Source organism: Shigella sp. FC1661 (assembly GCF_001712525.1).
In the GTDB taxonomy this organism is placed as follows: Bacteria; Pseudomonadota; Gammaproteobacteria; order Enterobacterales; family Enterobacteriaceae; genus Escherichia; species Escherichia coli.
Window position 1 is genome coordinate 1 of sequence record NZ_MDGW01000034.1, and the last position, 11,566, is coordinate 11,566.

The window sequence follows — 11,566 nt, forward strand, 5'->3', positions numbered from 1 at the left end:
AGCCTGAGCCACTATCGTTTTAATAACCGGGATGAAGCCATCTCAGTAATACGGGAATACATTGAGATTTTCTACAATCGTCAGCGTCGTCACTCTCGTCTGGGGAATATCTCCCCGGCAGCCTTCAGGGAAAAATATCATCAGATGGCTGCTTAAAAAAAGAACAAATGGTAGTGTCCGCTATTGCCAGTACACCTCAGCTGTCCGATTATCTGATGGAAACTGCCGGAAACGTACCGGATAAGTTGCAGCCGAATAAAGATAAGTAACGTAGTACGCTATGACTGAATCCGAAATACTGCGATTAATCCGCCGTGCTTGTGGAATCAGCAAGCAGCATGACGAACAGGCCACGCAGCCGGACAGCGTGACCGCAGATAATTATGTGCGTGTAGTGGCTGAGGTGATGCGCCGTGACGGTATTGAGCTTAACGGCGTGGATATGCGCAACATACGAACAAGAGTCCTTGAGTTGCTGGCATATCGTCGCCGTTCTCAACAACGGAGGGAGAGCGCGAAAAATACTTACCAGTGGAAGAAGCCGGAACGATTGCGGCGGTAACTTGCTGATATTCCCGATAACGCAAAATTGCGCTGGCTGACTTGTTGCATTGCAAAAAGTTAAGCAGGAAGGCACGGCCTGTAAGATGGGATGCAGTAAGTAGTTCAAGGCTACCTTGTGCTGGCACGCACAGTTAAGCCGTCGGTGCTGGATATCCCCCACTGGGGGAAAAGCTGGCTACATCCCTCACATCTGAGGACTGATAACGCGACATTGCGCTGGCTGGCAAAGTGCAAAATTGCACGATGGCCTAACCCATTGATTATTTCGAAAACCTGCAATGCAGGAAATCGGGGAAGTAAGCCTAAGCTATTGATTGTTTCGAAACCCCCCATTGGGGGATGTCGGGAAAGTAAGACTAACCCATTGATTCTTCCACAATCCTCAATTTGAGGAGGCCGGAACGTCTACATAGCTGCATCGCCGTAATGATGATTCAGCCCACCAGCCAAATCAGCACAGCAACGACAGAATAGCCCGACACAGAAAAACCACGAATATGGGGTTTTTGTTATGACATGGTCATGATGACCACTCATACAAAACAGGTAAAGCCCACCAGCCTGATTAAAAAAGCCTGGTATCCAATCTCGATATGGGGATCCCTATATCGACATTAACGCCCACTAAAACTGTGCATATATGCATAGAAAAAGCATCCACCAGCTTTATGACGGATGCCGCTCATCTTATAAATAATCGTGTATTGCAGTGTGTATTGCGACTCCTTTAAACGATAGGTCTGAGCATTCGTAATGTACTGTTTTTAAATTTTATTTTTTCCTGTCTTTTCATAAAGGCGATGTATGCAGCGACGATTGAAAGTGACCTTGATACCGAAAAGGCCTTTGAATATATCGCCGGTGCGCCGCAGGGGCAGAAGGATAATCCGCTTATTAATATTCTGGATAAGTTCTCCACCTGGTATGACACGAATAGCGTGATGCTGGGCGGTGTCAAAATTCCGCACCTTTTCCCCGGTGATGATCTGAAACTTCAGACCGCGCAGGATTCAGACAATGGATTTTCGGCGCTTGAACAGGCGCTGCTGCGGTATATCGCCGCCGGTCTTGGCGTTTCCTACGAACAGTTGTCCCGTGATTACTCGAAGGTCAGTTACTCAAGTGCCCGCGCATCCGCCAATGAGTCGTGGCGCTATTTTATGGGGCGGCGAAAATTTATTGCGTCCCGGCTGGCCACGCAGATGTTTTCCTGCTGGCTGGAAGAGGCACTTCTTCGGGGGATTATTCGTCCGCCACGGGCACGGTTTGATTTTTATCAGGCGCGATCAGCCTGGTCACGGGCTGAGTGGATTGGAGCCGGAAGAATGGCCATTGACGGGCTCAAGGAGGTTCAGGAATCAGTGATGCGCATTGAGGCCGGACTGAGCACGTATGAGAAAGAGCTGGCGCTGATGGGCGAGGATTATCAGGACATTTTCTGCCAACAGGTCAGGGAATCTGCAGAGCGGGAAAAAGCCGGACTCTCACGTCCGGTGTGGATAGCGCAGGCGTATCAGCAGCAGATAGCGGAGAGTCGCAGGCCGGAAGAGGAGACAACACCACGTGAGACGTAATCTTTCACACATTATTGCAGCAGCATTCAATGAACCGCTGCTTCTGGAGCCCGCCTATGCGCGGGTTTTCTTTTGCGCGCTGGGGCGCGAGATGGGGACAGCAAGTCTTTCGGTACCGCAACAGCAGGTACAGCTTGATGCTCCCGGGATGCTGGCTGAAACGGACGAGTACATGGCCGGAGGTAAACGACCGGCCCGTGTTTACCGGGTGGTGAACGGTATTGCGGTACTGCCGGTGACCGGCACGCTGGTGCACCGGCTGGGGGGGATGCGGCCATTTTCCGGAATGACTGGCTATGACGGCATTGTCACCTGTCTTCAGCAGGCAATGGCAGATAGCCAGGTGCGGGGCATACTGCTGGACATTGACAGTCCGGGCGGGCAGGCCGCCGGCGTGTTTGACTGCGCTGACATGATTTACCGCCTCCGGCAGCAGAAGCCGGTCTGGGCACTGTGTAATGACACGGCCTGTTCTGCGGCCATGCTGCTGGCGTCGGCCTGCTCCCGACGGCTGGTTACCCAGACATCCCGTATCGGTTCCATTGGCGTGATGATGAGCCATGTCAGCTATGCCGGTCATCTGGCGCAGGCCGGTGTGGATATCACGCTGATTTACTCAGGGGCGCACAAGGTGGATGGCAATCAGTTTGAAGCGTTGCCGGCAGAGGTTCGCCAGGACATGCAGCAGCGGATTGATGCGGCGCGCCGGATGTTTGCCGAAAAAGTGGCGATGTTTACCGGTCTGTCTGTTGATGCAGTCACGGGAACAGAGGCCGCTGTTTTTGAAGGTCAGTCCGGCATTGAGGCCGGGCTGGCGGATGAATTAATCAATGCGTCGGATGCCATCAGTGTGATGGCCACGGCGCTGAACAGTAATGTCAGAGGAGGCACTATGCCGCAATTAACTGCAACGGAAGCCGCCGTGCAGGAGAACCAGCGAGTGATGGGGATCCTGACATGCCAGGAAGCGAAAGGACGTGAACAGCTTGCCACGATGCTGGCAGGGCAACAGGGCATGAGCGTTGAACAGGCCCGGGCGATTCTGGCCGCGGCGGCACCGCAGCAGCCGGTGGCATCCGCGCAGAGTGAAGCCGATCGCATTATGGCGTGTGAAGAAGCGAACGGTCGTGAACAACTGGCGGCAACGCTGGCGGCGATGCCGGAGATGACGGTGGAAAAAGCCCGCCCGATCCTGGCGGCTGCACCACTGGCGGATGCCGGGCCCTCACTTCGTGATCAGATCATGGCCCTGGATGAGGCAAAAGGGGCAGAAGCGCAGGCTGAAAAACTGGCGGCCTGCCCGGGAATGACCGTGGAGAACGCCCGGGCTGTGCTGGCTGCGGGATCAGGTAAGGCCGAACCGGTCTCTGCATCCACAACCGCCCTGTTTGAACATTTCATGGCGAATCATTCACCGGCAGCGGTGCGGGGTGGCGTGTCACAGACGTCAGCAGACGGTGATGCGGACGTGAAAATGCTCATGGCCATGCCATGAAGTCAGTGCTGACCATCAATATGAGGTTTTAACAAAATGGTGACGAAAACCATCACTGAACAGCGTGCGGAAGTACGTATTTTTGCCGGTAATGATCCGGCTCACACCGCCACAGGCAGCAGCGGGATTTCCTCGGCAACACCGGCTCTGACGCCCCTGATGCTGGATGAAGCCACCGGGAAACTGGTGGTCTGGGATGGACAGAAAGCCGGTAGTGCGGTTGGCATACTGGTACTGCCGCTTGAAGGCACAGAGACGGTGCTGACCTATTACAAGTCGGGGACCTTTGCGACGGAGGCAATCCGCTGGCCTGACAGTGGGGATGAACACAAAAAGGCAAATGCCTTTGCCGGCACAGCCCTGAGTCACGCGGCGCTGCCGTAACACGTTATCAGGCCACCGCGTTGGCCTGACTGATTTCTTAATGAAAGGAACTGATTTATGGGATTGTTTACGACCCGCCAGTTACTCGGTTATACCGAACAAAAAGTGAAATTCCGTGCGCTGTTTCTGGAGCTGTTTTTCCGCCGTACGGTGAATTTCCACACCGAAGAGGTGATGCTGGACAAAATTACCGGAAAAACGCCGGTGGCGGCCTATGTCTCCCCGATCGTTGAAGGAAAAGTGCTTCGCCATCGCGGTGGTGAAACCCGCGTGTTACGTCCGGGCTACGTCAAGCCCAAACACGAATTTAATTACCAGCAGGCGGTTGAGCGCCTTCCTGGTGAAGATCCGGCTCAGCTGAACGACCCGGCCTACCGTCGTCTGCGTATCATTACCGATAACCTCAAACAGGAAGAGCACGCCATTGTCCAGGTGGAAGAAATGCAGGCGGTGAATGCCGTGCTGTATGGCAAATACACCATGGAAGGGGATCAGTTTGATACTGTCGAGGTGGATTTCGGGCGCTCTGAAGGAAATAACATTGAGCAGGCTGACGGTAAAAAATGGTCTGAGCAGGACCGTGATACGTTTGATCCGACGCATGATATTGACCTCTACTGCGATCAGGCCAGCGGCCTTGTGAATATCGCCATTATGGACGGTACGGTCTGGCGTCTGCTGAATGGCTTTAAGCTGTTCCGCGAAAAACTGGATACCCGTCGCGGCTCAAATTCACAACTCGAAACGGCAGTGAAAGACCTGGGGGCGGTGGTGTCCTTCAAGGGGTATTACGGCGATCTGGCCATTGTGGTGGCGAAAACGTCTTATGTGGCAGAGGACGGTACCGAAAAACGTTATCTGCCGGAGGGCACACTGGTCCTGGGGAATACGGCAGCAGAGGGCATTCGTTGCTATGGTGCCATTCAGGATGCGCAGGCGTTGTCCGAAGGTGTGGTGGCCTCTTCCCGTTATCCGAAACACTGGCTGACTGTGGGCGATCCGGCCCGTGAATTCACCATGACGCAGTCCGCACCGCTGATGGTGCTGCCGGATCCGGATGAGTTTGTGGTGGTACAGGTGAAATAATCCGTGAGCGGGGGCGAAATGCCCCCGTGTCTTTTTTCACAGGAGGCTGAGATGGCAACAAAAGAAGAAAATCTGAATCGTCTTCGTCAACTGGCTGGCCTGCTGGGGCGCGAGGCGGATATGTCGGGGAGTGCTGCGGATATTGCTCAACGTGTGTCTGAGTGGGAAGAGGAGCTTGCTGTTTCCCCGGAGGGCATTATGCACTCTGATGAGAGCGGGGCTGATCAAAATCACACAGACGATGGTGAGCAGTTGAACAACACGGATGCTACGGATGATGTTAAAGCGGTCCGTGTGCGGAAATGCCTGCATGTGATGGGGTATTGCCCGGAGACAGGCCGTCCCGTTGAACTGACGTACCGGGGCATGCGTGTTATGGTGCCATCACCACTGGCGACAGCCATGATACAGCACGGAACGGCTGAGCATGCGTGATTTTCAGAATGCCTTTGATGCTGCCCTTGCCGGGGTGGACAGCACGATTGTTGAAGTGATGGGGCTCTGTGCGCAGTTCACCTCGGGAGCACAGCGTGGAAGCGAAGTTCAGGGGGTTTTTGACGATCCGGAGTCGCTGGGTTTTGCCGGTGGCGGGGTCCGTATTGAAGGAAGCAGCCCGTCATTATTTGTGCGGACGGATACGGTGCGTGCCGTGCGGCGTGGTGACACGCTGACCATTAACGGCGAGATGTTCTGGGTGGATCGTATTTCTCCGGATGACGGGGGAAGCTGTTATCTCTGGCTCAACCGTGGGCAACCACCCGCTGTTAACCGGCGACGATAAACGCAGGGTGAAATTATGGCGATAAAAGGGCTTGATCAGGCGATTGATAATCTGAGCCGGGTTCGTAAAAACGCCATTCCGGCGGCTTCAGCAATGACGATTAACCGCGTGGCCACAACGGCGATTAATCAGTCTTCGTCACAGGTTGCCCGGGAAACCAGGGTGAGACGGAAACTGGTAAAGGAACGGTCCAGACTGAAACGGGCGACGGTCAGAAATCCGAATGCCAGAATTATCGTTAACCGCGGTGATCTCCCTGTGATTAAGTTGGGGATCAGAATGCTGGGACGTCGTCCGAACAGCATACTCAAAGCCGGTCAGCATCGTTATCAGCGGGCATTTATCCAGCGATTAAATAATGGGCGCTGGCATGTTATGCAACGTCTTCCCCAGGCCAGATATGAGGAGGGCAATGACGACAAGGGAAGGAAAAAGCGTAATCGCCTTCCCATTCAGGTGGTGAAAATCCCGATGGCGGCCCCACTGAAACAGGCATTTGATGAGAATGTTGACCGTATCCGGCGTGAACGCCTGCCTAAAGAACTGGCATACGCGCTGAAACAACAACTGAGGATTGCGATAAAACGATGAAACACACTGACATTCGTGCCGCAGTGCTGGATGCACTCGAGCAGCATGAACACGGGGCGACGCTGTTTGATGGTCGCCCCGTTGTTTTTGACGAAGAGGATTTTCCTGCGATCGCGGTTTATCTGACGGATGCAGAGTATACCGGTGAAGAGCTGGATGCAGATACCTGGCGGGCCACGCTGCATATTGAGGTGTTTTTACCGGCACAGGTACCGGATTCAGAGCTTGATCAGTGGATGGAAAGCCGGATTTACCCGGCGATGACTGCGATCCCGGCACTGGCAGGACTGATTACCACGATGGTTACGCAGGGCTATGAGTATCGTCGTGATGACGATATGGCGTTATGGAGTTCTGCAGATCTGACTTATTCCATTACATACGAGATGTGAGGACGATATGGCAACACCAAATCCCCTTGAGCCGGTAAAAGGTGCCGGTACCACTCTGTGGGTTTACAACGGCAAGGGTGATGCTTATGCAAACCCGTTGTCAGACGATGACTGGCAGCGACTGGCTAAGGTGAAGGATCTGACGCCGGGCGAGATGACGGCAGAATCCTACGATGATAACTACCTGGATGATGAAGACGCGGACTGGAACGCGACCGGGCAGGGGCAGAAATCTGCAGGTGATACCAGCTTTACGCTGGCCTGGAAACCGGGAGAGGAAGGCCAGAAAGGGCTTATAGGCTGGTTTGAAAGCGGCGATGTCCGGGCCTATAAAATCCGTTTTCCGAATGGCACGGTGGATGTGTTTCGTGGCTGGGTCAGCAGTATCGGTAAGGCCGTGACGGCGAAAGAAGTGATCACCCGCACGGTGAAAGTCACTAACGTGGGTAAACCTTCTGTAGCGGAAGAACGCAGCAAAATTACGCCGGTCAGTGCGATTAAGGTGACGCCGACATCCGGTACGGTGGCAAAAGGGAAAACAACCACCCTGACGGTTTCTTTTGAGCCGGAAAGTGCAACCGACAAGACGTTCAGAGCGGTTTCCGCCGATCCGTCGAAAGCCACCATTAGTGTGAAAGATATGACAATTACGGTAAACGGCGTGGCGACAGGTAAGGTGCAGATCCTTGTGGTGAGCGGAAATGGTCAGTTCGCCGCAGTGGCTGAAGTCACCGTTACTGAAGCGGGCGCTGCAGGGTAAACGGAGGTAATACATGTTTCTGAAAACAGAACAATTTGAATATAACGGTGTGTCTGTCACGCTTTCCGAATTGTCTGCGCTGCAGCGGTTTGATTATATAAAGTTTGTTTCAGACGCAGAACAACAGGAGACAACGAAGCATGATGTCGTGCACATTAACCAGCGATATCTGGAAACGGCATCCCTGCTTGTGGCGATGTCGCTATGGCATACCCATTCCCTCAAAGGCACTCTGGCCTCTCCGGAGACAGAGATGCAGCAGATCCGCCGTGAAGTGATGCTGGGATGGCCTGCTGATGCACTGAATCAGGCAACGAACCGGGTGCTTTATCTTTCAGGTATGCTGGATAACCGGCACGATGCCGATCCTGAACAAACCGGGAAAGCAGAAGCGACTGAGCCGGTAACTTGTCCTGAAACTGGCGCGAGAGATGGGGAGACCCGACTGGCGCGCCATGCTTGCCGGGATGACATCCACCGAATATGCCGACTGGCGACGTTTTTACTGCACGCATTATTTTCAGGATACCCAACTGGACGCTCATTTTTCCGGGCTGATGTACGCCGTACTCAGCCTGTTTTTTGGCGATCCGGATATGCATCCGGCGGATTTCAGTCTGCTTGCTCCAGCGTGTGAGGAAGAGCAGACGGAGATGCCGGACGAGGAAGAAATGCTGATGCAGAAAGCGACAGGAGTTGCCGGAGGCGTCCGGTTCGGAGGGGACGGAGGGCGCGATATTTCACCTTCTGCGAATGTGGTGGATGTCAGCGAGGATGATGTTGCATTAATGATGGCTTCAGCGGGGATTTCCGGAGGTGTGAGATATGTCCCAGCCAGCGGGTGATCTGGTTATTGATTTGAGTCTGGATGCGGCCCGGTTTGATGAACAGATGGCCCGGGTACGCCGTCATTTTTCCAGTCTGGAGGCGGATGCCAGAAAAACCGCCAGTACTGTTGAACAGGGGCTGAGCCGACAGGCGCTGGCTGCACAAAAAGCCGGGATATCAGTCGGACAGTATAAGGCTGCCATGCGCACACTGCCCGCACAGTTCACGGATATTGTCACTCAGCTTGCCGGTGGTCAGAATCCCTTCCTTATCATGCTGCAGCAGGGGGGGCAGATCAGCGATTCATTCGGTGAACCGCTCAGCCTGCTTACCCTGCTGAAGGAGGAACTTCTCGGGATCAGGGATGCCTCTGAATCATCAGAGGAGTCGCTGTCAGATACGGCAAATGCACTGGCTGAAAATGCCCGGAATGCCGGTGAGCTGGGACGATTTATGTCGGTGGTCCGTGTGGCGGCAGGTGGCGGGGTTGCCGTACTGGCCGCGCTTGCTGCCGCCGCCTGGCAGGCAGAGCAGGCTGACCGGGCCTTATTGCGTTCACTGATCCTGACCGGAGGGGCGGCTGCCACCACAACGGCAGAATTGTGGAAAATGGCCGGGGTGATCAGCGATGAAGCCGGTGGTGGTATCAGACAGGCGGCAGAAAATCTGGCCCGTCTGGCAGAAAGCGGGAAATATACCGCCGGGCAGCTACGGATCATGGGGGAAACCTCTCAGAGATGGCTGCAGACGGTGGGGGACGATGCCGGGAAGGTGGAAAAAGCCTTTGAAGGGATTGCAGCAGATCCGGTGAAGGCGCTGGCCTCCCTGAATCAGCAGTATAACTTCCTGAGCGTTTCCCAGTTACGCCATATTGATGAGCTTGAGCGCACGAAAGGTAAACAGGCTGCGGTGACGGAGGCGATGTCCCTGTTTGCGGATGTCATGAATGCACGTCTGGAGCAACTTGATAAAGCGGCCACGCCGGTGGAAAAAATCTGGGACGATGTTAAAACCTGGACTTCTGACGCATGGGCATGGATAGGTGATCATACACTGGGGGCACTCAGTCTGATCACTGACGTGGTGGCCGGAACCGTTGAACAGGTGAAGCTGCTGCTTGTGCAGGGGGATCTGGCGCTGGCTGAATTTATTCAGTCAGCCTGGGAAACGACAAAGAATGTGCCCGGCGTTGGTGCGTTGTTTGGTGAACTGGCAGAAGAGAACCGCGTATTTATTGAGAAAACAAAACGCGATGAACTGGCGCTGAGAAAATCCATTGCGGAACGGGATGCGCGTATACGCCAGGGGGAAATGGGGTACATCAACCGCTCGCGTGCAACAGGCGTCAGCAAAGGTCTTGGGCAGCAGGAAGCCGTCAGCCGTCTGGCTGAAGAGCTGACAGGTAAAAAGCATACATCACCGAAAACGCGCTCTGCCGGGGAGAGGGAAGAGGAGCAGGCAAGAGAGGCTCTGCTTGCCCTTGAAGCTGAGCTCAGGACGCTGGAAAAACACAGCGGTGCGAATGAGAAAATCAGCCGGCAGCGCCGTGATTTATGGAAGGCGGAAAGTCAGTATGCGGTCCTGAAAGAGGCTGCCACGAAACGGCAGTTATCCTGGCAGGAAAAATCCCTGCTGGCTCATGAGAAAGAGACGCTGGAGTACAAACGCCAGCTGGCTGAGCTGGGAGACAAGATTGAACACCAGAAGCGGCTGAATGAGCTGGCACAGCAGGCGGCGCGGTTTGAACAGCAGCAGAGCGCGAAGCAGGCGGCAATCAGCGCAAAAGCCCGCGGACTCACCGACCGTCAGGCGCAGCGGGAGTCGGAAGAGCAGCGCCTTCGTGAGGTGTACGGTGATAATCCGGCTGCGCTGGCGAAGGCCACATCTGCACTGAAGAACACCTGGTCTGCGGAGGAGCAGCTTCGTGGAAGCTGGATGGCCGGGATGAAGTCCGGCTGGGGCGAGTGGGCGGAAAGTGCGACGGACAGTTTTTCGCAGGTAAAAAGTGTGGCCACGCAGACCTTTGACGGTATTGCACAGAATATGGCGGCGATGCTGACCGGCAGCGAACAGAACTGGCGTGGTTTCACCCGTTCCGTGCTCTCCATGCTGACAGAGATTTTTCTGAAGCAGGCGATGGTGGGGATTGTCGGGCGTATCGGCAGCGCCATTGGTGGTGCTTTCGGTGGTGGCGCATCCGCTTCCACGGGGACGGCCATTCAGGCTGCGGCGGCGAACTTCCATTTCGCGACCGGAGGATTTACGGGGACGGGCGGCAAATATGAGCCTGCGGGGATTGTCCATCGCGGGGAGTTTGTCTTCACGAAGGAGGCGACCAGCCGGATTGGTGTCGGCAACCTGTATCGTCTGATGCGCGGGTATGCGGAAGGTGGTTATGTCGGCGGTGCCGGAAGTCCGGCGCAGATGCGGCGGGCCGAAGGCATTAATTTTAATCAGAACAATCACGTGGTGATTCAGAACGACGGCCCAACGGGCAGGCAGGGCCGCAGCTGATGAAAGCGGTGTATGAGATGGCCCGTAAAGGTGCGCAGGATGAGCTCCGGCTGCAGTTGCGTGATGGCGGTCTGTTATCGGGGAGCGGGCGATGAAAACCTTTCGCTGGAAAGTGAAACCGGATATGGAGGTGAACTCGCGGCCATCGGTGCGTGAAGTGCGTTTTGGTGACGGCTATTCGCAGCGTATGGCGGCAGGGCTGAGTGCTGACCTGAAAACATACCGGGTGACGCTTTCCGTGACCCGGGAGGAAGCCCGGCATCTGGAGGAATTCCTGGCAGAGCACGGTGGCTGGAAGGCGTTTCTGTGGACACCGCCTTATGCATACCGGCAGATAAAGGTGACCTGTGCCGGGTGGTCTGCGCGGGTCGGGATGTTGCGCGTTGAGTTCAGCGCGGAGTTTAAGCAGGTGGTGAACTGATGCAGGATATTCGCGAAGAAAGGCTGAACGAGTCGGTTAAGTCAGAGCAGTCACCGCGGGTGGTACTCTGGGAAATCGACCTGACGGTGCAGGGTGGTGAGCGGTATTTTTTCTGTAATGAGCTGAATGAAAAAGGGGAGCCGGTCACCTGGCAGGGGCGTAAGTATGAGGCATAC

General features: G+C 55.0%; 12 protein-coding genes and 4 pseudogenes. All 16 read left to right on the forward strand.

The window, feature by feature from the left end; genetic code table 11:
- Nucleotides 1-156 (forward strand): IS3 family transposase (locus tag BFF42_RS02830; protein WP_001392677.1); only part of this gene is annotated, 156 nt, incomplete at its 5' end.
- Between the two features lie 124 nt (nt 157-280).
- Entirely contained in the window at nt 281-562 is a 282-nt protein-coding gene (locus BFF42_RS02845) for a hypothetical protein (RefSeq protein ID WP_000140265.1), read from the forward strand.
- 793 nt (nt 563-1,355) lie between these two features.
- Nucleotides 1,356-2,138, forward strand: a pseudogene (locus tag BFF42_RS02855) (phage portal protein); the annotation flags it as partial.
- The gene (locus BFF42_RS02860; RefSeq protein ID WP_073692874.1) at nt 2,128-3,633 is read left to right on the forward strand and encodes a S49 family peptidase; all 1,506 of its coding nucleotides are present in this window, start codon (nt 2,128-2,130) and stop codon (nt 3,631-3,633) included. The pseudogene BFF42_RS02855 and the gene BFF42_RS02860, both read left to right, overlap by 11 nt.
- A 36-nt stretch (nt 3,634-3,669) precedes the next feature.
- Nucleotides 3,670-4,017: a head decoration protein gene (locus tag BFF42_RS02865; RefSeq protein WP_000256820.1), complete on the forward strand. Its 348-nt coding sequence runs from the start codon at nt 3,670-3,672 to the stop codon at nt 4,015-4,017.
- 57 nt (nt 4,018-4,074) lie between these two features.
- Nucleotides 4,075-5,103 carry a major capsid protein gene (locus tag BFF42_RS02870; RefSeq protein WP_000522592.1) on the forward strand — a complete coding sequence of 343 codons (1,029 nt, stop codon included), beginning with the start codon at nt 4,075-4,077 and terminating at the stop codon, nt 5,101-5,103.
- A gap of 51 nt (nt 5,104-5,154) precedes the next feature.
- Nucleotides 5,155-5,538: a DNA-packaging protein FI gene (gene gpFI / locus BFF42_RS02875; protein WP_000201502.1), complete on the forward strand. Its 384-nt coding sequence runs from the start codon at nt 5,155-5,157 to the stop codon at nt 5,536-5,538.
- Nucleotides 5,531-5,884, forward strand: a complete 354-nt coding sequence (locus BFF42_RS02880) for a head-tail joining protein (RefSeq protein WP_001204570.1) — start codon at nt 5,531-5,533, stop codon at nt 5,882-5,884. Before gpFI ends, BFF42_RS02880 begins: the two co-directional genes overlap by 8 nt.
- A gap of 15 nt (nt 5,885-5,899) precedes the next feature.
- On the forward strand, nt 5,900-6,475 hold the full coding sequence (locus BFF42_RS02885) for a phage tail protein (protein ID WP_000975010.1): 576 nt from the start codon (nt 5,900-5,902) through the stop codon (nt 6,473-6,475).
- Nucleotides 6,472-6,867: a phage minor tail U family protein gene (locus BFF42_RS02890; RefSeq protein WP_000683079.1), complete on the forward strand. Its 396-nt coding sequence runs from the start codon at nt 6,472-6,474 to the stop codon at nt 6,865-6,867. The genes BFF42_RS02885 and BFF42_RS02890 overlap by 4 nt, the downstream gene beginning before the upstream one ends.
- A gap of 7 nt (nt 6,868-6,874) precedes the next feature.
- Complete coding sequence (locus BFF42_RS02895) at nt 6,875-7,627, forward strand: phage tail protein (RefSeq protein WP_039059160.1); 753 nt, start codon at nt 6,875-6,877, stop codon at nt 7,625-7,627.
- Between the two features lie 13 nt (nt 7,628-7,640).
- A pseudogene (gene gpG, locus BFF42_RS02900) lies at nt 7,641-8,036 on the forward strand (phage tail assembly chaperone G); the annotation flags it as partial.
- Nucleotides 8,037-8,058: 22 nt separating this feature from the next.
- Nucleotides 8,059-8,472 (forward strand): phage tail assembly protein T, encoded by a 414-nt coding sequence (locus tag BFF42_RS02905; protein ID WP_000533443.1) that lies wholly within the window; start codon nt 8,059-8,061, stop codon nt 8,470-8,472.
- A pseudogene (locus BFF42_RS02910) lies at nt 8,453-11,064 on the forward strand (phage tail tape measure protein). The gene BFF42_RS02905 and the pseudogene BFF42_RS02910 overlap by 20 nt, the downstream one beginning before the upstream one ends.
- Complete coding sequence (locus BFF42_RS02915; protein ID WP_000847315.1) at nt 11,061-11,390, forward strand: phage tail protein; 330 nt, start codon at nt 11,061-11,063, stop codon at nt 11,388-11,390. The pseudogene BFF42_RS02910 and the gene BFF42_RS02915 overlap by 4 nt, the downstream one beginning before the upstream one ends.
- Nucleotides 11,390-11,566: pseudogene (locus BFF42_RS02920) on the forward strand (phage minor tail protein L); the annotation flags it as partial. The gene BFF42_RS02915 and the pseudogene BFF42_RS02920, both read left to right, overlap by 1 nt.